Annotated in this window: 22 protein-coding genes; 12 read left to right on the top strand and 10 right to left on the bottom strand. The window is 46.7% G+C overall.

The features are described 5' to 3' along the window. The first annotated feature begins 73 nt into the window (after positions 1-73). Genes DYI25_RS15605 through DYI25_RS15615 form a run of 3 tightly spaced genes read left to right on the top strand, consistent with a single transcriptional unit; the run spans position 74 to position 2,193 of the window. Positions 74-1,018 carry a nucleoside recognition domain-containing protein gene (locus tag DYI25_RS15605; RefSeq protein ID WP_213370536.1) on the top strand — a complete coding sequence of 315 codons (945 nt, stop codon included), beginning with the start codon at positions 74-76 and terminating at the stop codon, positions 1,016-1,018. After that, positions 1,008-1,652: a pyrophosphatase PpaX gene (ppaX, locus tag DYI25_RS15610; protein ID WP_102264312.1), complete on the top strand. Its 645-nt coding sequence runs from the start codon at positions 1,008-1,010 to the stop codon at positions 1,650-1,652. The genes DYI25_RS15605 and ppaX overlap by 11 nt, the downstream gene beginning before the upstream one ends. A 1-nt stretch (position 1,653) precedes the next feature. Further along, on the top strand, positions 1,654-2,193 hold the full coding sequence (locus DYI25_RS15615) for an acyltransferase (protein WP_213370538.1): 540 nt from the start codon (positions 1,654-1,656) through the stop codon (positions 2,191-2,193). Positions 2,194-2,358: 165 nt separating this feature from the next. Here the strand turns inward: DYI25_RS15615 and DYI25_RS22625 are convergent, their stop codons facing one another. Together DYI25_RS22625 and DYI25_RS15620 are read right to left on the bottom strand one after the other, a co-directional pair. Next, positions 2,359-2,487 carry a hypothetical protein gene (locus tag DYI25_RS22625; protein WP_274609519.1) on the bottom strand — a complete coding sequence of 43 codons (129 nt, stop codon included), beginning with the start codon at positions 2,485-2,487 and terminating at the stop codon, positions 2,359-2,361. 65 nt (positions 2,488-2,552) lie between these two features. Then, positions 2,553-3,104 (bottom strand): HAD family hydrolase, encoded by a 552-nt coding sequence (locus DYI25_RS15620; protein ID WP_213370540.1) that lies wholly within the window; start codon positions 3,102-3,104, stop codon positions 2,553-2,555. A gap of 252 nt (positions 3,105-3,356) precedes the next feature. Between DYI25_RS15620 and DYI25_RS15625 the strand changes: the two genes are divergently transcribed. The 8 genes from DYI25_RS15625 to hisIE all read left to right on the top strand — a co-directional run bounded on the left by DYI25_RS15625 (position 3,357) and on the right by hisIE (position 9,915). Continuing rightward, positions 3,357-4,532 (top strand): ATP phosphoribosyltransferase regulatory subunit, encoded by a 1,176-nt coding sequence (locus tag DYI25_RS15625; RefSeq protein WP_213370542.1) that lies wholly within the window; start codon positions 3,357-3,359, stop codon positions 4,530-4,532. Continuing rightward, positions 4,529-5,152 (top strand): ATP phosphoribosyltransferase, encoded by a 624-nt coding sequence (gene hisG / locus DYI25_RS15630; protein ID WP_213370544.1) that lies wholly within the window; start codon positions 4,529-4,531, stop codon positions 5,150-5,152. The genes DYI25_RS15625 and hisG overlap by 4 nt, the downstream gene beginning before the upstream one ends. 29 nt (positions 5,153-5,181) lie before the next feature. Beyond that, positions 5,182-6,447 carry a histidinol dehydrogenase gene (gene hisD, locus DYI25_RS15635; protein ID WP_213370546.1) on the top strand — a complete coding sequence of 422 codons (1,266 nt, stop codon included), beginning with the start codon at positions 5,182-5,184 and terminating at the stop codon, positions 6,445-6,447. 32 nt (positions 6,448-6,479) lie between these two features. Then, complete coding sequence (gene hisB, locus DYI25_RS15640) at positions 6,480-7,067, top strand: imidazoleglycerol-phosphate dehydratase HisB (RefSeq protein WP_213370549.1); 588 nt, start codon at positions 6,480-6,482, stop codon at positions 7,065-7,067. A 79-nt stretch (positions 7,068-7,146) separates the two neighbouring features. Then, positions 7,147-7,788, top strand: a complete 642-nt coding sequence (gene hisH, locus DYI25_RS15645; protein WP_213370551.1) for an imidazole glycerol phosphate synthase subunit HisH — start codon at positions 7,147-7,149, stop codon at positions 7,786-7,788. Beyond that, positions 7,785-8,516: a 1-(5-phosphoribosyl)-5-[(5-phosphoribosylamino)methylideneamino]imidazole-4-carboxamide isomerase gene (gene hisA / locus DYI25_RS15650; protein ID WP_213370553.1), complete on the top strand. Its 732-nt coding sequence runs from the start codon at positions 7,785-7,787 to the stop codon at positions 8,514-8,516. The genes hisH and hisA overlap by 4 nt, the downstream gene beginning before the upstream one ends. Further along, entirely contained in the window at positions 8,516-9,274 is a 759-nt protein-coding gene (gene hisF, locus DYI25_RS15655) for an imidazole glycerol phosphate synthase subunit HisF (protein ID WP_213370556.1), read from the top strand. Before hisA ends, hisF begins: the two co-directional genes overlap by 1 nt. Further along, complete coding sequence (gene hisIE, locus DYI25_RS15660; protein ID WP_213370558.1) at positions 9,271-9,915, top strand: bifunctional phosphoribosyl-AMP cyclohydrolase/phosphoribosyl-ATP diphosphatase HisIE; 645 nt, start codon at positions 9,271-9,273, stop codon at positions 9,913-9,915. The genes hisF and hisIE overlap by 4 nt, the downstream gene beginning before the upstream one ends. Positions 9,916-9,962: 47 nt before the next feature. Here hisIE and DYI25_RS15665 read toward each other — a convergent pair whose 3' ends face one another. Further along, positions 9,963-10,934, bottom strand: a complete 972-nt coding sequence (locus DYI25_RS15665) for a nuclease-related domain-containing protein (protein WP_213370560.1) — start codon at positions 10,932-10,934, stop codon at positions 9,963-9,965. Positions 10,935-11,326: 392 nt separating this feature from the next. Between DYI25_RS15665 and DYI25_RS15670 the strand changes: the two genes are divergently transcribed. Continuing rightward, positions 11,327-12,835, top strand: coding sequence for a tetratricopeptide repeat protein (locus DYI25_RS15670; RefSeq protein ID WP_213370562.1), 1,509 nt, complete (start codon positions 11,327-11,329; stop codon positions 12,833-12,835). Between the two features lie 479 nt (positions 12,836-13,314). Here DYI25_RS15670 and DYI25_RS15675 read toward each other — a convergent pair whose 3' ends face one another. The 7 genes from DYI25_RS15675 to DYI25_RS15705 form a co-directional block, all read right to left on the bottom strand. Beyond that, the gene (locus DYI25_RS15675) at positions 13,315-14,334 is read right to left on the bottom strand and encodes a MoeB/ThiF family adenylyltransferase (RefSeq protein WP_213370564.1); all 1,020 of its coding nucleotides are present in this window, start codon (positions 14,332-14,334) and stop codon (positions 13,315-13,317) included. Beyond that, complete coding sequence (locus DYI25_RS15680; RefSeq protein ID WP_213370566.1) at positions 14,331-15,098, bottom strand: thiazole synthase; 768 nt, start codon at positions 15,096-15,098, stop codon at positions 14,331-14,333. Before DYI25_RS15680 ends, DYI25_RS15675 begins: the two co-directional genes overlap by 4 nt. Before the next feature lies 1 nt (position 15,099). After that, positions 15,100-15,303: a sulfur carrier protein ThiS gene (thiS, locus tag DYI25_RS15685; RefSeq protein ID WP_213370568.1), complete on the bottom strand. Its 204-nt coding sequence runs from the start codon at positions 15,301-15,303 to the stop codon at positions 15,100-15,102. A 14-nt stretch (positions 15,304-15,317) separates the two neighbouring features. After that, positions 15,318-16,439: a glycine oxidase ThiO gene (thiO, locus tag DYI25_RS15690; protein WP_213370570.1), complete on the bottom strand. Its 1,122-nt coding sequence runs from the start codon at positions 16,437-16,439 to the stop codon at positions 15,318-15,320. Further along, the gene (locus DYI25_RS15695; RefSeq protein ID WP_213370572.1) at positions 16,432-17,049 is read right to left on the bottom strand and encodes a thiamine phosphate synthase; all 618 of its coding nucleotides are present in this window, start codon (positions 17,047-17,049) and stop codon (positions 16,432-16,434) included. The genes thiO and DYI25_RS15695 overlap by 8 nt, the downstream gene beginning before the upstream one ends. 81 nt (positions 17,050-17,130) lie before the next feature. After that, a complete protein-coding gene (locus tag DYI25_RS15700; RefSeq protein ID WP_213370574.1) occupies positions 17,131-17,931 on the bottom strand; it encodes an energy-coupling factor transporter transmembrane component T family protein in 801 nt (266 codons plus the stop codon). Next, positions 17,915-19,390 carry an ABC transporter ATP-binding protein gene (locus tag DYI25_RS15705; protein WP_213370576.1) on the bottom strand — a complete coding sequence of 492 codons (1,476 nt, stop codon included), beginning with the start codon at positions 19,388-19,390 and terminating at the stop codon, positions 17,915-17,917. Before DYI25_RS15705 ends, DYI25_RS15700 begins: the two co-directional genes overlap by 17 nt. Position 19,391: the final 1 nt, after the last annotated feature.

A 19,391-nucleotide genomic window follows, 5' to 3' on the forward strand; every position in this document is an offset into this window, starting at 1 on the left:
ATTTCGGGTTGCTAAAAAAGAGAACGCATAAATAAATATAGTATTAGTCTGAAAAAATGGGAGAGATGCTTCGATGGGTTCTACATTGAAAAGAGGGTTGTTTGTTGGCTTGAATACGACTTGGGCGCTCGGGAAAGTCATTTTCCCTGTCACCCTGATTGTTTCGATCCTTCAATATACACCTGTCCTGCCGTGGGTAATAGAATTGATCACGCCGTTGATGTCAGTGCTCGGTTTGTCAGGTGATGCGGCGATTCCTCTTGTCATCGGGAATTTCCTCAATCTTTACGCGGCCATCGGAGCGATCCTGACGCTTGATCTGACGGTAAAAGAAGTTTTCATAATTGCGGTGATGCTGAGCTTTTCGCATAATATGCTTGTTGAATCGAGTGTAGCTCTCAAGGTCGGAGTCAAGCTGTGGATCATCGTCCTCGTCCGCCTCGGGCTTGCGTTCATATCTGCAGTGGTCATCAATCTTGTTTGGCACGGCGGTTCTGAAATCGCAAAATACGGCATGGTCCCTCCTAAAAGTGAAGAAGTTTCTGGATGGGGAGCGATTCTGCTTGAAGGCATCACGAAGGCAGGAATCGGCATATTTCAGCTGGCCATCATCGTCATCCCGCTGATGGTCGTCGTGCAAATCATGAAGGATAAGCAATGGCTTGCTGTTTTTTCAAGATGGATGGCACCGGCAACAAGAGCGCTTGGCATGAAAGAAAACACTTCGACGACGATGGCAGCCGGCCTGCTGATCGGGCTTGCGTACGGCGCAGGTGTGATGATCCAGGCAGTCCAGGAGGATGGAGTCAGCAAAAAGGATGTCACGCTTGCGTTCATTTTCCTTGTTGCCTGCCACGCAGTCGTTGAAGATACTTTGATTTTTGTTCCGCTTGGAATTCCAGTCTTGCCGCTGTTATTGATCCGCCTAGGTGTGGCGATATTATTGACAATAACAGTCGCGATTATCTGGAACCGCGCGGACATCGCAAAAAGAAAGGAAGCAGTGTATGAGCAATAAAATAGATACGGTCCTGTTCGATCTTGACGGGACTTTAATTGATACAAACGAACTAATTATTTCATCCTTTCTCCACACGATGGAGACCTATTATCCCGGCCAATATAAACGGGAGGATGTCCTTCCGTTTTTGGGGCCGTCTCTTCAGGAAACTTTCCAGCCAATGGATCCCGAAGGCTACGAAGAAATGATCACCACTTACCGAACTTACAACCTGGCTAATCACGACCTCTTGGTAAAAGGTTTCGAGGGAGTGTATGAAACGGTCCGAACTTTGAAGGAGAGCGGCTTCCATTTAGGGATCGTTACCACGAAGCGTTCGGATGTAGTCCAGATGGGCTTGAAGCTGACAGGATTGGACGAGTTTTTCGAGGTTGTCGTCGCGCTCGACCATGTTGAAAAAGCGAAACCTGATCCCGAGCCGCTTTTAAAAGCGCTTGACCAGCTTGGTTCCTCGCCGGACCGTGCGATCATGGTCGGAGATAACCACCACGATATCCTCGGCGGTAAAAACGCCGGCACAAAAACTGTCGGAGTAGCCTGGTCCATCAAGGGAAGAGAGCATCTTGAGCAGTACAACCCGGATTACATGTTAGAGAACATGGCTGACATCCTGCCAATCTTGGGAGTATAACATGAGAAGGACGACTCGTTACCGAGTAGAAGGCGCAAACTCACTCTGGCATGTTTATAAAACCGTCCCATTCTGGAAGGTCGTCAAAAATTTCGTCGTCATCCAGGTGGCTCGATACACGCCATTTCTCGGCATGAAAAACTGGCTGTATCGCAATTTTTTGCGTATGAAGGTCGGCGACCAGACATCCTTCGCGCTGATGGTCATGCTCGACGTTATGTTCCCGGAAAAAATCTCTGTTGGCCGCAATACGGTCATTGGCTACAACACGACCATCCTGGCACATGAATATTTGATCAAGGAATACCGCCTCGGCGACGTCGAGATTGGCAGCGAAGTCATGATCGGCGCAAACTCCACGATCATGCCCGGCATCAGGATTGGTGACGGCGCCATCGTCTCCGCCGGAACACTCGTCCACAAAGACGTCCCAGCCGGAGCCTTTGTCGGCGGCAATCCGATGCGCGTAATCTACACAAAGGAAGAACTCGCTGAACGCTGGGCTGATGACGAGATTTATGGACAAGCACCAACAAAATAGAGCGAAGCGGATTTGACTCCGCTTCGCTCTATTTTATTGTGAAAAATTGGATGTGGTCGAAAAAATTCAAAATGTGGTCGAAAAAATTCAAAATGTGGTCGAAAAAATTCAAAATGTGGTCGAAAAAATTAAAAATCCGCCAAAATAATTTAAAATGTGGTCGAATTATTTTGTTTTTCGCCAATAAATGAAAATCAGCCATTTTATAGAGGTGATTTTAGAAGTAAATCCCCAAATGTAGCCGATAAAATGATCCGCCATCTGTAAAACAGTCGGCTGGCCGCACTTTATCATCAATTTTTCTCCATCAACGACTCTTCTATGCTCTGGAACAGCAATCTTAACAATCCATTTCGCTTCTACTGATAAGAAAATTCTGAATAACAATAGATCTTTTTGTCGGCATACTCGTTTGCTTCACGGAACGAGCATGTCTTAAGGCCAATCTTCCTGGCGGGAATCAGGTCAGTGCTTTGGTCGCCTATAGCCATGTCCAATCCATATCTATCATGCAGGTATTTATAGGCCTGGATATCCGGCTTTAATGAATAGCCATCATCGGCAGGGCAAATGACCTCCTCAAAATAACGGCCGAGATCCCAGTGTTCAAGCAGTTCTTCTGTTGAGCGCCGATTGCGATGGGTCACGAGTACATTTGCGTCCGAGGCAGATAATACCTCTTTGACATACGGGAAAAGTGGTTTCCGATCATTCGGCAAGGTGCGTTCAATCTCTCGGAATTCTTTCACCTTATTTTTATCGACACCGTAAAATTTATATGCTGTACCATATTTCAGATGAGGAAGGACTTCTTCATACGGCAGGTCTTTTTTCGCAACGACCGTGAACGCCTCGACCAGTGTAGGCCATGTATCAAGGATTGTCCCATCCAAATCCCACAAGATCTTCACTGCACAAGCCTCCTTTATATAAAAAAATCACTTCGAGATTTCCTTGCGTATTTCTGATTGCCATCATTCTAACACCCTCATTTTAAAAATCAAACATGAACAGCTTTTGGTTGACGAATAATAGAATGAACGATAAACTACATATAACTTCATCTTGTTACCATATTAGCGGACTAAAGGATTTAGATAATTAAGACACAGCTTATTTGGGTAGAAAGATATAAAACACCAGCAACGAAGAGGGTGAAAACAATGAGCAGATTATTCATGTTTGAAAAGCCGCTTGGCATGCGGGATACACTCCCGGAATTGCATGAAGCGAAGGCAAAGGTCCGAGGCTCAATTGAAAAAGAAATGAAGCAATGGGGTTTCCAATTTATCGAAACACCAGCGCTCGAATATTATGAAACAGTAGGCACGGCATCAGCGATTCTTGATCAGCAGCTGTTCAAGCTGTTGGACCAGCAGGGGCATACGCTTGTACTGCGTCCGGATATGACCGCGCCGATTGCCAGGGTTGCGGCGTCAAAATTATTCAAAGACCAGGTTCCATTAAGATTGGCCTATTCAGCAAATGTCTACCGTGCCCAGCAGCGCGAAGGCGGCAGGCCGGCAGAATTTGAGCAGATTGGTGTCGAGTGTATTGGCGACGAGTCCGTCAGCGCTGATGGCGAGATGATCTCACTTGCGATTTCTTCGCTGAAAAAAGCTGGCTTGGAACAGTTTCAGCTTTCTGTAGGGCATGTTGGCTTCGTCAACGAATTGTTCGTACAGATTCTTGGTACAGAGGAACGGGCCAGGGAACTGACGAAATTTTTATATGAGAAAAATTATGTCGGGTATCGTGAGCATGTCAAAGCACTTCCGCTGTCATCAATCGATTCACAAAGGCTTCTTGCTTTCCTTGAACTGCGCGGAGGTCCGGAAGTGATTAACAAGGCATCCGAGTTGATAGAGAACGGAAAAGGCAGAGCGGCGCTCGATGAGTTGAAGCTGCTCTGGGATATCATTGAAGACTTCGGTGAAAGCAGCCGAATCAAATTTGACTTAACCATTGTCAGCCACATGAGCTATTATACTGGCATTTTATTTGAGGTTTACGCAGGAATGGTGGGCTTCCCAATCGGCAACGGAGGCCGCTATGACAAATTGCTCGAGAAGTTCGGAAAAACGACAGGGGCAACAGGATTTGCGATCAGGCTTGACCGCCTGCTTGAAAGTCTTGGCAACCTGGGTGAACCCGAGCCGGTCACTTGCATTCTTTTCAGCCCTGAACGGAGAAAGGAAGCTTACCAGCTTTCGGCACAGCGCAGGGAAGACGGGGAACGGGTTATCCTCCAGGACATCAGCGCCGTGCGAAATCTTGATGCTTGCTCCAATGCTTTTGCTAACGTCGTTTACCTAGTTGGGAAGGAGGGAGTGCAATGAATAAACAACTGACGATCGCGATGCCAAAGGGCAGGATATTTACCGAGGCAGTTGAGCTGCTGCGGAACGCTGGCTTTGATTTGCCTCCTGAATTTGATGATTCCCGCAAATTGATTATCGATGTGGAAGAAGAAAATTTCCGATTCATCTTAGCGAAGCCGATGGATGTGGCAACATACGTTGAACATGGTGTCGCGGATCTCGGGATTGCCGGCAAAGATGTCCTGCTTGAGGAAGAACGCGATGTGTATGAGCTGCTTGATTTAAAAATCAGCGGCTGTTATCTTGCTGTTGCAGGACTTCCGGATACAAAAATGAATGATGTCGCTCCTAAAATCGCGACGAAGTACCCGAATATCGCTGCAGCGTATTTCCGTGAACAGGGCGAGCAAGTTGAAATCATCAAACTGAACGGATCAATTGAGCTTGCACCCTTAATCGGGCTATCAGACAGGATTGTCGACATCGTTTCAACCGGAAGAACCTTGAAGGAAAATGGTCTGGTGGAGTACGAAACGATTACAAACGTGACATCAAGGCTGATTGTCAATCCAGTCAGCTATCGGATCAAGGATGAACGGATCAGCGAACTGGTTAAAAGGCTGAACGAAGTGATATAGATTGTGAATCTGAAAGGATTTGATTCTACTTGGAAATTTTACAGATAGATGGAAGTTTGTCACTCAAACGGACGGTTGATGGCGGAACGGAAGAGCAGCGCAAAGCCGTACAGGCCATTATCGCGGAAGTCCGTGCTTACGGCGACCAGGCACTAAGGACTTTTACCGAAAAATTTGATTCTGTTGCGCTCGATGAATTTCTTGTCACAGAAGATGAAATTTCAGAAGCTTATAAAACTGTTAGCAGTCAGCTCGTGGACATCATTACTGAGGCAGCTGCCAATATACGCAGATATCATGAAAAACAGCTGCGCCCTTCCTGGATGACGACGGAGGAAAACGGCACAATGCTTGGCCAGAAGGTTACACCGCTCGATTCTGTCGGAGTATATGTGCCTGGTGGAACGGCTGCTTATCCATCGTCGGTATTAATGAATGTCATTCCGGCAAAAACGGCGGGTGTCGAGCGGATCGTCATGGTATCGCCGCCAGGCCGGGACGGGAAGCTTCCGGCAGGCGTGCTCGTTACTGCAGATATAGCCGGGGTAAAAGAAATCTATAAAATCGGCGGAGCCCAGGCGATTGCCGCTCTGGCTTACGGAACGGAAACAATAAAACCTATCGATAAAATCACTGGTCCGGGAAACATCTATGTTGCCCTCGCCAAGCGCGAAGTTTTCGGCGACGTCGCGATTGATATGATTGCCGGTCCGAGTGAAATCGGAATTTTGGCGGATGAAACGGCACGTGCCAATGAAATCGCGGCCGACCTGCTTTCCCAGGCAGAGCATGATACTCGGGCATGTGCGGTTTTCGTGACAACATCCCGTGCTCTTGCTGAAGATGTTCAAAATGAAGTCTATAAGCAGCTTTCTCAATTACCGAGAAAAGAAATCGCCACTCAGGCAATCGAAAACTTCGGGGCGATTTATGTGGCAGCTGATATGGATGAGGCGGTAAGTGCAATCAACCAGCTCGCACCAGAGCATCTTGAAATCGTCACGGAGAATCCTATGGAATTGCTCGGTAAAATAAAGCATGCCGGCGCCATTTTCCTTGGGAGGTATAGCTCAGAGCCTGTAGGAGATTATTTTGCTGGACCGAACCATGTCCTGCCAACGAACGGGACAGCGCGCTTTTCAAGCCCGTTGAGTGTCGAGGATTTCCAGAAGAAATCCAGCATCATCCTCTACAGCGAGAAAGCGATGAACGACAACGGTGCAAAGATCGCCGAGTTCGCAAGGCTTGAAGGGTTGGAAGCCCACGCTCGGGCTGTGGAAGCAAGACTTAAATAGAGGATGCAGAATATAGGATGGAGGGAACGCTCATGGAACGCACGGCAACGGTGAATCGATATACAAATGAAACAAAAATAGATCTGGATTTTAGCATAGATGGCGAGGGGAAAACGGAACTTGAAACTGGTGTACCTTTTCTTTCTCATATGCTCGATTTATTCGCAAAGCATGGCCAGTTCGATTTGAAAGTTGATGCAAAGGGAGATGTTGAGGTGGATGGCCACCATACAACCGAAGATATCGGTATTTGTATCGGACAGGCGCTTCGCGAAGCACTTGGCGACAAAAAAGGAATCAAACGTTATGGGAACGCCTTTGTCCCAATGGATGAGGCGCTTGCACAGGTTGTCATCGACCTCAGCAACCGCCCGCACCTCGAAATGCGCGCAGAATTCCCTGCCCAGCAGGTTGGTACTTTTGACGTCGAGTTAGTACATGAATTCCTGTGGAAGCTTGCGCTTGAAGCAAGAATGAACCTGCATGTCATAGTCCATTACGGAAAAAACACTCACCACATGATTGAAGCGGTATTTAAAGCACTTGGCCGGGCGCTTGATGAAGCGACGACCGTCGATCCCCGTGTAAAAGGCGTTCCTTCTACGAAAGGGATGTTATAAGGGATAGTAAGAAAGGGATCTAATAAGAGACGTTCTACGGAAAGATAAACCGCAGTCCGAAAAGGAAGGAAGTTAACTCATGATAGGCATCGTCGATTACGGCATGGGCAATCTGTTCAGCGTCAGCAAAGCGCTCGAACGGCTGAATGCACCATACTTTATCTCACAATATAAGGGCAATTTGATGGAAGCAGATGCATTGCTCGTTCCTGGTGTCGGTTCTTTCCGTGATGCGATGAAAGTATTGGACCGCACAGGTTTGACTGAAATGATCCAGGCTTTCGCCACTACCGGCAAGCCTGTGCTCGGAATCTGCCTCGGCATGCAGCTGTTGTTCGAAGAAAGCACGGAAAATGGACTGACGAAGGGTTTGAACCTGCTGCCTGGGAAAGTGGAACGTTTTACCGGCCAGACGGCAGAAGGGGAAGCTTATAAAGTTCCGCATATGGGCTGGAACAAGCTCCGTTTTACGGGTGATTCGCCATTGTTGGCATCCCTTGATGAAGATTATGTTTACTTTGTCCATTCCTATTATGTAAAAACGAATGATCCGGGCGTCCTAGTGGCAGTCGGCGATTATTATGATGTTGAAGTGCCGGCTATCGTTGGCAGGAACAATATCTTTGGGATGCAATTCCATCCGGAAAAAAGCAGTGATATGGGAATGACACTGCTCCGCAATTTTGCGAACCTTGCAACAGAAAGGAAGACAGACCAATGAAATTCACAATCTACCCGGCAATAGACATGCGCGGCGGAAAATGCGTCAGGCTGCTGCAAGGTGATTATGACAAGGAAACCGTTTATGGAGATTCTCCTTTTGAAATGGCGAAAACATTCGCTGGCGAAGGTGCAGAGTGGATTCATATGGTCGACCTTGACGGCGCACGGGACGGCAGGCGGGTCAACGATAAATTCGTCATCCAGGCGGCTCAAGAGCTTGGCGTCAATGTCCAGATTGGCGGCGGAATCCGCACCGAGACAGATATCAATCACTATCTTGAAAATGGCGTCACTCGCGTTATTATAGGCAGCATCGCCGTATCCAATCCGGAGTTCGCTGAGGAAATGGTCCGGAAATACGGGTCCCGAATCGCAATCGGACTTGATGCGAAAAATGGATTTGTCGCGACACATGGCTGGCTGAACACTTCCGAAATGAGTGCTGTCGAGCTTGGCAAAAGATTCGCTGATGTCGGGGTGGAGACGTTTATTTTTACCGATATCGCTACAGACGGCACGCTAGCAGGACCGAACACGGAGGCAACTCGTCAGCTCGCATTGGAAACAGGCAAAAGTGTCATCGCTTCCGGAGGAGTCAGCTCACTTGATGATTTAGCCGCTCTTCGACAGTTGAGTGAAGATGGTGTCAGCGGTGCGATTGTTGGCAAAGCCATTTATGAAGGACGCTTTTCGGTAAAATCTGCGTTGGAAGCGGGGGATGCCTGATGCTAAGCAAACGGATCATTCCCTGTCTCGATGTAAAAGAAGGACGCGTCGTAAAAGGAGTGCAATTTGTGCAGCTCCGCGATGCCGGCGATCCCGTCGAGCTAGCGCGTTTTTATGATGAGCAAGGAGCCGATGAGCTCGTTTTCCTTGATATTTCCGCTTCCGTTGAAGGAAGAAAGACGATGGTCGAGGTTGTCAGGGAAGTAGCCTCAGAGCTGGCAATTCCGTTCACAGTAGGCGGGGGCATCAACACACTAGAGGATATGAAAAGGATGCTCCGCTCAGGTGCTGATAAAGTGTCCTTGAACACCGCGGCTGTCAACAATCCGAAATTAATTGGTGAAGGCTCAGACTTCTTTGGCGCACAGTGCATTGTCGTCGCAATCGATGCAAAATATGACCCGGAACTTGGATCATGGCGGGTTTACACCCATGGCGGACGGACGCCGACTGAGTGGGAAGTGATCGAATGGGCAAAAGAGGCTGTCCGCCTTGGAGCGGGGGAAATCCTGTTGACAAGCATGGATAGTGACGGCGAGAAGAAAGGCTTTGACCTTAAGCTCACCCGTGCCGTAAGTGAAGCGGTCACAGTCCCGGTCATTGCCTCAGGCGGTGCCGGAAACGCGGACCATTTTGCTGACGCTTTTAACGAAGGAAAAGCAGATGCCGCACTTGCAGCATCGATCTTCCACTATCGTGAAACCTCTGTAAAAGAAGTGAAATTCCATCTCCGTGAAAAAGGAGTGACCGTAAGATGAAAATGAATGAATTGAAGTTCGATGCCAATGGCTTGATTCCCACAGTCATCCAGGATGCGGCGACACGTGAGGTCCTGACAGTTGCATATATGAATGAAGAATCCCTTGCCAAGTCGCTTGAAACAAGAGAAACCTGGTTTTACAGCCGATCACGCCAGGAGCTCTGGCATAAAGGCGGAACGAGCGGCAACACCCAGAAAATCGTCGAGATAAAATACGACTGTGACGGAGACGCTCTAGTAGTACTAGTGGAACCGGCAGGACCTGCATGCCATACTGGCGCCGTCAGCTGTTTTTCGGAAAATCTGCTGGAGCGTTCGGCTGACCAACTGACCACATTGGGCGATTTTGCCGTCGTGCTCGAGCTCGAAAAAACGATCCGCCAGCGCGAACAGGAAATGCCGGAAGGCGCCTACACCACCTACTTATTTGAAAAAGGCGTCGACAAGATTTTGAAAAAAGTCGGTGAAGAAGCCTCAGAAGTCATCATCGCCGCCAAAAACCGCGACTCCGAAGAGTTGAAGTGGGAAGCCGCCGACCTGCTCTACCACCTGATGGTCTTGCTGCAGGAACAGAAGCTGCCGCTAAAAGAAGTACTGGCCGTATTGAATAAAAGGAAGAAACCCAGCGCAGAAGAATAGATTGCGCTGGGTTTTTACTTTATATTTGGCTGCCGTAAATACGCTTTTTAATCAAAGAAGTTTTTTTCCGGAAAGTAGGTTCGCCCTTTGGTCGTGCCGTCAAACGTCAGATCCATAGAAGATAACAGGCGTTTCGCAGTTGAAGGAGATCCGACATTCATGAATTCTCGGAATTGCTTGCTTGTTATAGAAGGGCCATAAATGAGGAAATAATCCCTCAACGCCTGAATATGGGCATCCGCAGATTTATGTCCACAGCTTATGCAAGTCCATTTCCCCTGGTGGTAGTCCATCCCGAATGCCTCGCAGGCAGGGCACTGCACACCTTGAACCATATTATCAAATGGGAGGTTCATCGATTTTGGGTCGGGAACAAATGGTTCATGCGCCTTTACTAAATGTCTGGCGATTTTCTTCATGTCATTTTTAGAAAGGCGGGGTTGTGTATGCTTTTGATAGAAGGGAGGAAGCTTGAAGGCAACATTTGATGACCTGAAGACTCTATAACTAACTTCTTTGTCATTGGTTGGGTTTTTTATGAGAGCCTGCGTATTGCTAATCGCAACAAGGTATTCGATAGGAGAAGGCGTTAGGTGGTGCTTTTCAAGAAATGTTTTTAATTGAGATGCCTGAATTTTTGTCTGGAGGATTGGGTCGGGAAAAACTTCTTCAATATCGTTCAGTATACGAATGAGTTGATTGAATTCAGGAAGAAAAATGAGTGTCCCTGTGTAATTTTTGGAATCGATGATGAGGAGAAAATTAATGGTGATGAGGAGGGTGTCGATTTGGAAGTGAGTACTGTTGATCGGGATTCTTAAATCGTGCAGAATCAACATTTCCGAGTGGTCAATTTGTGCTAAAAAGTAATCCAGCGTCTTTTCTCCTTTGTAACCTGCACGTTTCCGGTAAAGTTTCTTCTCGAATTCCGCTTTTCTGAAATCATCTGGAGGGAAACGTCTTACTATCGTTTCTAAAATCATGATTTCTTTAGGATATTCTCTTGTTTTTCCAATCAAATGCTATCACTCCTTAAAGTTTTAACTTTTATATTCGATTTCATCACTGAAAATACCTTCTTGTATAATGGTATTTAAATTTATTGGCGAAAATTAAATTTATTCGATCACATTTTGAATTATTTTGGCGGATTTATAATTTTTTCGACCACATTTAAAGATTATTCGACCACTTTTCCTAATAATTCGACCAACCGCTAAAAAACCACACTTTCTTAAGCAACTGGATATATTCATAAACTACAATTTCAAATCCACACCTTCTCGAATACTCTGTCCGTATGTTATACTACATTAGTTAAAGTTGCTTCGATAAAACACTGTATGTGTATTCTTATACAATTCTAAGGTTCAAAGGATATAGTTTTACTAAAATATAAATGGAGGATCATATGGGAAAAGACTCTAAAGCGATGAAGCAAAAAGGTCAATTGCTGTCATTTGTTCCTACTGGTGAATACTACTTCACCAAAGGGGTCAAGGCTTTCCACAGGCGGGACCTAAAAAAGGCTGAAAAGTATTTCCAGCGTGCGATGCACCTTGAGCCCGGCGAACCGATGATCGTTTGCCAGCTGGCGATCGTGCAGTCGGAGCTGGGTGAATACCAGCAGTCTAACCGTCTTTTGCACTTGGTCCTCGAAGAACTGGATGAAAACATGGCGGAATGCCACTATTTCTTAGCGAATAACTATGCTCATTTGGGCTTATTCCGGGACGCGTTCAGGCACGCAAATCTTTATTTGGAATTGAATGAAGATGGCGAGTTTGCCGAGGATGCGAACGATCTGCTTGAACTTCTCACGATGGAAGCTGAAGAGATGGATGAGGATTATTATGAAGAGGATGACCTTATCGTCAAGCAGGAGGAAGCGCGCAATCACCTGGAATCTGGTGAGTTTCCGAAGGCCATTGAGATTTTCGAGGAGGTCATCGTGGAGTATCCGGAATACTGGTCAGCGTACAATAATCTGGCGCTAGCGTATTTTTACCTTGGAGAGACCACTAAGGCTCGTGACATCCTGAACGATGTCCTCGAACAGAATCCTGGCAACCTGCACGCGCTGTGCAATGCTCTAGTGTTCGCGCATTACCAGGGACAGGAGAAAGAAGCCCAGGATCTTAAGGGTAATCTAGGAAAAATACATCCTATCCACTTTGAACACCAATTCAAGCTTGGCGCAACGTTCGCGCTAGTCGGTGAGTATGAACTGGCTTACCGCTGGCTGAAGAAGCTGCAAAAAACAGGCTTTGAAGGCGACGGAGCTTTCTATTACTGGCTCGCGCATGCTTCTTATTTTACCGGCAGGGAAAATACAGCACGGAATGCCTGGAAAAAGGTACTCGAGTACAGTCCTGAAAAAGAGGGAATGGAGCCCTGGGCAGACAAACCAGGCATAAAGTTCGAAGCGCAGGTTTCGGCGATCCTGAACCAGCTGAACAGCGATTATCCCGAGGAACGCCTTTTTGCGCTATTCCTTACATCTGTATCTGCGAAAAAGAAGGAAATTCTCGCGGCGGAGACATCGACGGATAAAATGACGGAAATGGAAAAATCATACCTAGCGTATGTAACTTCCGGTAAACTGAACAGCAAGGAAGAGGAAGTAAAGGGTGCCCATGAAACAGCGAAGCTCCTTTATGACCACCATCAGCCGATCGGGAAAAATGAAGCTGGTGTCTACATCATGTGGTTCTCAGTATTCGAGCAGGCAGCTGAGGCTGGCTACGACTTCAAAAACAAAAAAGCATGGGCCGCAGCGGTAGATTATCTCTGGGATAAGCTAAGAAATATCAAGACATCAAAAGCGGCAGTCGCGCAAAAATACGGATTGTCTGTATCCACACTTACCAAATATATAAATTTGGCAAACGAGTTTCTTCAGGAAGAAGACAGCATTTAAATTTTTCAAAAGGCTAACCCATCTCCTTCTCGGGATGTGTTAGCCTTTTTTATTTAGGCTCTTTTCTCAAACCTTGTTGCTATTGACTACAAAATAGGAGTGAATGGACTATTTTTCTTCTCAAAGTAGACTCTTGTTATGAGAAAAGAGCGTGCAAACTTAATATCGACTACAAAATGGCGTTATATTACGTTAAAATCGGCTTTAGGATTTTAACAACAATCTTTACGTGAACAGCCTTTATTTTATATAAAAAACAGATAAGTGCCATCCCTGACAATGGGAATGGCACTTATCTGTTTAGTTCAGCAGCATTTCAGCAGCAAGTCGTGGGTTTTCGCACATGCTGATTGCAGATATAATTGCGATCCCGTCTGCGCCGGCAAGGTTTTCAGGTCTGCCTGGATTCCGGCGAAGCCGCCGCTGTCCGACCCTGCAATGCTCTGTATACTGTCATTATACTCACCTCTTGAAAATTATCATCCAAGGTACCGATGGTATAGGGTTTTGGCCTCAGCAATGTCCTTAACGCCATGGACGAACACCCTTCCATCCTGGAAGGCGACCATCCTTGCTGAACCAACTGGAAAGGAAAGCAGGAAAGGGTTGCGCTGTGTTTTTATCCCTAGAGCGCCGAGTGTTTCCTCTAATTGATCGAGGTCTCTGGCCTGGATGGTTCCGGGTCTGATCTGTACAGTGTCCCTTCCGCAAAGTACGGCTGCCTTTGTCTGGTTTTCATAGGATAGGAAAGGATATGACCGCTCCTGTCCGCATGAAGGACAGGATTCTTTTTTCAGGGAAGAGACATTGACTGCGCTATAGTGATTTTTCCATACATCAAAAGAGACAAGCTTATGGCGCAAAGATTCGAGGTCCCCGGTCAAAATCTTCAAAGCCTCCGCCGACTGGTGCGCGACGACCATCTGGATGGCAGGCTGGATCACTCCTGCTGTGTCGCAGGTAATCCCTCCCAATGGCATGGTCTCCAATAAGCAGCTGAGGCATGGGGAAACTCCTGGTATAACCGTAAAGCTTAAGCCGTAGCTTCCCACGCAGCCCCCGTAAATCCACGGGATTTCGTATTTCTGGGAGATATCATTTATCATCAGGCGAATATCAAAATTATCTGTTGCATCGATAATCAGATCCACACCTTCAATCAACTGTTCCAGTTCCATCGCCCCAACATCGATTATGAACGGGGAGATGTCGACTTCGGAATTAATGGACCTAAGCCTGCTGGCTGCTGCCATTGCTTTCGGCATTCTCTGCAAAGCATCTTCTTCACAATATAGCTGTTGGCGCTGAAGGTTGCTCCACTCAACATAATCACGGTCGACAATCGATAGCTTGCCAATCCCTGCACGGACAAGCAGCTCTGCGTTTGCTGCACCCAAAGCACCCGCTCCGATCAGTAATACATGCTTACTCCGCAGCTTTTCCTGCCCTTCTTTGCCGATGGGAGCGAATAATTCCTGGCGAGAGTATCGGCTGCTCAACTAAAAATCATTCCTTCGGAAGGACTGCTTGCGGATGCGTAGCGTTTTTTCGGCATTCTTCCTGCCTCAAACCCAAGTCTGCCTGCCTCGATTGCTAGTCTCATAGCTTGAGACATCTTTACTGGGTCATTTGCCGAAGAGACCGCTGTATTCAGCAGCACACCGTCCGCACCCAGCTCCATTGCTGCAGCTGCATCGGCAGGACTGCCAACTCCTGCATCAACTATGACCGGCACAGTCGCCTGTTCAATGATGAATTTGAGATAAAGTGGGTTGATGATTCCTTGCCCCGAACCAATTGGGGAGGCACAAGGCATGACCGCATGACAGCCAAGCTCCTGGAGTTTCCTGGCGAGGACGACATCATCCGATGTATAAGGAAGGACGATAAATCCTTCGTTTAATAACATTTCTGAAGCTTTCAACGTTTCCACGGGATCAGGCAGAAGTGTTTTGTCACAGCCGATGACCTCAACTTTCACCATGTCACAGAGCCCAGAAGCCTTCGATAATCTGGCAATCCTTACGGCTTCTTCAGCTGTTTTTGCTCCTGCGGTATTCGGGAGAAGCTTATATTTCTTTAAATCTAGCTGTTCAAGAAAGTTCGGCTGGTTTGATTCGAAAATATTCATGCGCCTAACCGCAAAGGTGAGCACTTCTGTTTCAGAAGCCTCCACCGCTGCCTTTTGGATTTCAAAGCTAGGATATTTTCCAGTTCCCAGCATTAAGCGAGAGTTAAATTCGTATGGTCCAATTTTCAACATATTATCCGCCTCCTACAAAATGTACGATTTCTATCCGATCACCATCTGAAAGCAAGGTGTTTTCATGCGTGTTTTTTTCCAAAATAGCTTCATTCAATTCCACGATCAAAACCTTATCACTGAGCTGGAAATAATTCAGAAGCCCGGATACAGTTTTAGCAGTGTCTGGTATATTCATTTTTTCGCCATTAATTATCAGATCCATTTTTCAGTCTCCTTTCAGGCATGGATACCCCCGGAAATGCGCGAAAGCCGGAAGGGACCCAAATCTTCAACTTTTCCATCCAATAAATCAGCCATTAGTTCTCCGGTTGCCGGTGACAGGAGGATTCCGTTACGGAAATGTCCTGCCGCTATATACAGCCCTCTGTACGAAGGATGTTCCCCTAAAAACGGTAAACCATCATCAGAAAGCGGACGGATGCCGGCCCAAGCACGTTCCAATTCTGCATCAGCGATACCAGGCACAAGAAGCTGCGCTTTCTCCATCAGTGCGGATATTGCGCTCACGGTCACCTTCTCATCAAAGGTATTGGGCTTCATGGTTGCACCAACTACTAATCTCCCAGATTGCTTTGGAACGATATAGCACCCATGCGAAAAGACCGTGCCATTAATAAGCGGCTTTTTTGCAATCGCTGAGAAGCATTCGCCTTTCACGGGGGATATGGGTATTGAAAGTCCGGTTTTTTCGAAAAGAAATTTGCTCCATGCGCCTGTTGCTGCGACGACAGCCTCAGAATGGATAGGTCCCTGATCTGTTTGGACTCCGATCACCTTGTCACCCTGTAGGATAAAGTCATTCACACTTGTATACTCAAAAAACTCGGCACCAAGAACCATTGCGGCTTTGGCAAAGGCAAGGGACAGCCCGCGGGCATCAACCTGGCCATCATTGGGAATATACATGGCACCAAGCAGGCTGCTGGAAACGTTAGGCTCGTGTTTTAGCAATTCATTGTTTGGCAGCCATTCCGCTTTTTCACCCGCTCTAGTTTGGAACTCGATCAAATCCTTTAATTCAAGGAGCTGATCCTCGGTTGCTGCAACCTTGTACATTCCTTTGTTTTGATAGCCGGTAGGGACTCCGGAAAGCTCTTCAAGTTCTTTGACCAATTCGGGGAACATTGTCCGACTCTTCCTTGCAAATTCAAACAAGGGACCATCCTCTGTCAGTTCAGTTTGTGCACCAAGAATCCCGGCGGCTGCACCTGATGACTTACAGGCGAGCCTTTCCCTTTCAAGGACGGCGACTTTGCGGCCTCTTTTTGCCAGTTGAAAGGCAATCGAGCTGCCATTGATGCCCCCGCCAATGATTATTGCGTCATATGTGTTATCCATGGGCAATACCTCCTTGGTTTAATTTCTCGTAATATAGTCTTGCGGCTTTGAAAGGATCTTCTGCATGGAGGATCCCGGACATCACAGCTATTCCGTCAGCGCCGGATGCCATCGCCTGATGGACGTTTTCGGGCTTGATGCCGCCGATCGCTATAACCGGAGTATTTATTTTTCCAGCTATCGATGTTAATTCACCAAGCCCCTTTGCAGGCAGTCCTTCTTTTGAACGAGTCACGAATACGTGGCCGTAAAGGAGATAATCTGCACCGTGCCTTGCTGCCTCAATGGCTTCACTGTAGGAGTGTACAGAACATCCTGCTGTCAATCCCGGAAAGCTTTTTTTGACCTGATGAATCGGAAGGCTATGATAGGCAAGCTGGACACCGGTGTTAGATGACCAGGCAACATCGGCCCTGTCATTGATAATGATTTTCTGAAGGGGTATTCCTTTATTGACGAGCAATTGGATACCTTTGGTTAAATCCTTTGCAGTTGACTGTTTTTCCCTCAAATGAAATTTGTCTGTGAATGGCTCGATTTTTCCGGCGATGTCAGCAAATGCATCGAGTGTAAGCTTGCCGTCTGATATGACATGTAATTGTTTCTTCATTATATATCTCTCCATGCTGCCGATAGTTTGACAGTTAATGTTTTGATATTCTTACAGTTATAGGGAAAGCAGAAAACTTCATCATAGTGAACGAACATCAACTGCAGGGAAGAGCGGGTACTGTCCGGAAATAAAATAGGCCAGTGACAGGAGGGCAGCAAAATAAGCGATAAAAAACAGGTCGTACCTGGAAAACTCGATGCTGTAATAAAAAGTCCTGCTATCAGTCTGGGAGAAGCGCTTCGCCTCCATAGCCACTGCGATCCTGTATGCACGCCGAATACTTTGGGATAGAAGCGGAATAGAAAAGCTTCTAATAGAAGAAAAGATTCCACCCAAAGAATAGGACTGCTCCACACCTCTTACGGTCCGGGCATACCTGATTGTTGTGAACTCTTCAATCATGATTGGAACGAGACGGATTCCAGCCATGAAGCTGTAAGCATACTTTGGTTTAAGCTTCAACTGCTGCATCAGTGAATAAAACAGCATGACCGGACGGGTCGTAAGGGCAAATGTTAGGCCAAGCATGGCATAGATTAGCGCCCTGAATCCCAGGTGTATCCCTCTGAACAGGCTTTCCTGAGAAATATGCACCAACCCCCACTTTAAAAGGGTTGTTTCCCCTTTGCCGAAGAGAATCATCGACGAAGAGGTGGAAACAAAAATCAGGATGAACGGGATGGAGAAAAGCATGATTCTCCTGAATGGGTGTCCGGTGAAAAAGAGAAACAAAATACAGGGAGCTAAAGTGAACAGGACAATCAGGTTGATGTTATGGATGAACAATACGACGAAAAACAGGGAGGCAAATGTCAAAAGCTTCACACTTGGATTGATTTTATGAAGCCATGTCTCTTTGCTGTCAAATTGTATATGCATGGATGTCCTCCACTGAAATCTCGATTTCATCTTCTTCAAAGTTTTTTTCTGCCACAGTCACCTTACCCTCGCTGACATTCCACACCTTGGTAGCAAAGTGCTCAATGATGTGCCGGTCATGGGTTGCCATGATGATGATGCACCCTTTCGCCTGGTATTTCTCCAATAGTTCAAGGAGTGCGAATGTGTTTTGTGAATCTTGGCCAAAGGTGGGCTCATCCAGCAGGAGAATAAAAGGGTTTTGCGCAAATGCTGTTGCCACGCTGAGACGGCGTTTTTGCCCCATCGATAATTGGTAGGGATGAAGGTCTTGTTGATCAGCGAGTTTGAATAACAGCAGCAGCTCAGAAACCTTCTGCTGAACCGCAGTTTCATCTTCCTTTTTTTGCATGAAAGTAAAGGCAAGCTCGTCATATACCGTATTGGCCACGAATTGGAATTCCGGATTTTGAAATACAAATGCAGCATCCTTTGATACATCCTTGTTTTTGTGAATCATCCTGCCATCGATTTCATATGTGCCAGTTGTTGTCAGTAATTGAATCAGTGACAAGAGCAAAGTGCTTTTACCGGCACCATTTTTACCCGCCACAGCAATCCAGTCGCCAGACTCCGCCACAGCCCTCTCAATATGGATCTTCACGTTCTTCTTCCGGAAGCCTTTGAAATTCTCCAAAACTAGATGTTTTTTATTCTGTAAATCTAGCTTTTTTGATGGTGGTCTGGCAGTTTTATATTGTTCCCATACGCCTGGAAACCATATGCCGTTTTTCTGGAATTCGTTTTTATAAGAAGCAAAAACAAGCTCTGGTGTGCCATCGGCGATGATTGTTCCGGCATCGTCAAACACGATAACCCGGTCGATAAAATCAGCGACATGTTCGATTTTATGCTCGACGATAATCACGGTTTTATCTGAAGAAATCTTTTTAACCGTCTCCCAGATCATCTTTGTCCCTTCCGGATCGAGCATTGCAGTGGGCTCGTCAAAAAACAGGACGTCAGGATCAAGGGCAAGGACAGAAGCGATTGCCAGCCGCTGCTTCATCCCGCCTGAAAAAGTCTGGATGCTGGAATGTGGGCCATCAAGCTCAAGGCCCACGACTGAAAGTAGTTCGGCAATCCTTTCCGGCATTAATTCTCTTGGCAGCTGAAGGTTTTCAAGAACAAAGGCAATTTCTTCATCTGCATATGGCATACAAAATTGAGTATCCGGATCCTGGAAGACAAATCCCCAGGAATCTGGATAGATGGCACGTTCATAATGGATGGGAATCTCGACAGACTTAGGAATCAATCCAGACAGCGCCTGTAACAGAGTCGATTTTCCGCATCCCGTTGGCCCGAGCAGAAGAACCTTTTCTCCTTTTTCAAAAGTTATGGACAGGTCTTTGAATAGGAGCTTTTCAGCCCCGGGAAACTTTAATCTCAGTTTTTCAAACGATGATATAATTGACACT

It is taken from the genome of Mesobacillus boroniphilus, from assembly GCF_018424685.1.
Taxonomy (GTDB): Bacteria; Bacillota; Bacilli; order Bacillales; family Cytobacillaceae; genus Mesobacillus; species Mesobacillus boroniphilus_A.

Excerpts from the sequence above, each read along its gene's own strand:
- DYI25_RS15695 (WP_213370572.1), bottom strand. The coding sequence starts at position 17,049 with ATGAAGAAACAATTACATGTCATATCAGACGGCAAGCTTACACTCGAT.
- hisB (WP_213370549.1), top strand. The coding sequence starts at position 6,480 with ATGGAACGCACGGCAACGGTGAATCGATATACAAATGAAACAAAAATA.
- hisA (WP_213370553.1), top strand. The coding sequence starts at position 7,785 with ATGAAATTCACAATCTACCCGGCAATAGACATGCGCGGCGGAAAATGC.
- DYI25_RS15615 (WP_213370538.1), top strand. The coding sequence starts at position 1,654 with ATGAGAAGGACGACTCGTTACCGAGTAGAAGGCGCAAACTCACTCTGG.
- DYI25_RS15625 (WP_213370542.1), top strand. The coding sequence starts at position 3,357 with ATGAGCAGATTATTCATGTTTGAAAAGCCGCTTGGCATGCGGGATACA.
- DYI25_RS15670 (WP_213370562.1), top strand. The coding sequence starts at position 11,327 with ATGGGAAAAGACTCTAAAGCGATGAAGCAAAAAGGTCAATTGCTGTCA.
- hisF (WP_213370556.1), top strand. The coding sequence starts at position 8,516 with ATGCTAAGCAAACGGATCATTCCCTGTCTCGATGTAAAAGAAGGACGC.
- DYI25_RS15680 (WP_213370566.1), bottom strand. The coding sequence starts at position 15,098 with ATGTTGAAAATTGGACCATACGAATTTAACTCTCGCTTAATGCTGGGA.
- ppaX (WP_102264312.1), top strand. The coding sequence starts at position 1,008 with ATGAGCAATAAAATAGATACGGTCCTGTTCGATCTTGACGGGACTTTA.
- DYI25_RS15605 (WP_213370536.1), top strand. The coding sequence starts at position 74 with ATGGGTTCTACATTGAAAAGAGGGTTGTTTGTTGGCTTGAATACGACT.
- hisG (WP_213370544.1), top strand. The coding sequence starts at position 4,529 with ATGAATAAACAACTGACGATCGCGATGCCAAAGGGCAGGATATTTACC.
- thiS (WP_213370568.1), bottom strand. The coding sequence starts at position 15,303 with ATGGATCTGATAATTAATGGCGAAAAAATGAATATACCAGACACTGCT.
- DYI25_RS22625 (WP_274609519.1), bottom strand. The coding sequence starts at position 2,487 with ATGATAAAGTGCGGCCAGCCGACTGTTTTACAGATGGCGGATCATTTT.
- hisIE (WP_213370558.1), top strand. The coding sequence starts at position 9,271 with ATGAAAATGAATGAATTGAAGTTCGATGCCAATGGCTTGATTCCCACA.
- DYI25_RS15700 (WP_213370574.1), bottom strand. The coding sequence starts at position 17,931 with ATGCATATACAATTTGACAGCAAAGAGACATGGCTTCATAAAATCAAT.
- thiO (WP_213370570.1), bottom strand. The coding sequence starts at position 16,439 with ATGGATAACACATATGACGCAATAATCATTGGCGGGGGCATCAATGGC.
- hisH (WP_213370551.1), top strand. The coding sequence starts at position 7,147 with ATGATAGGCATCGTCGATTACGGCATGGGCAATCTGTTCAGCGTCAGC.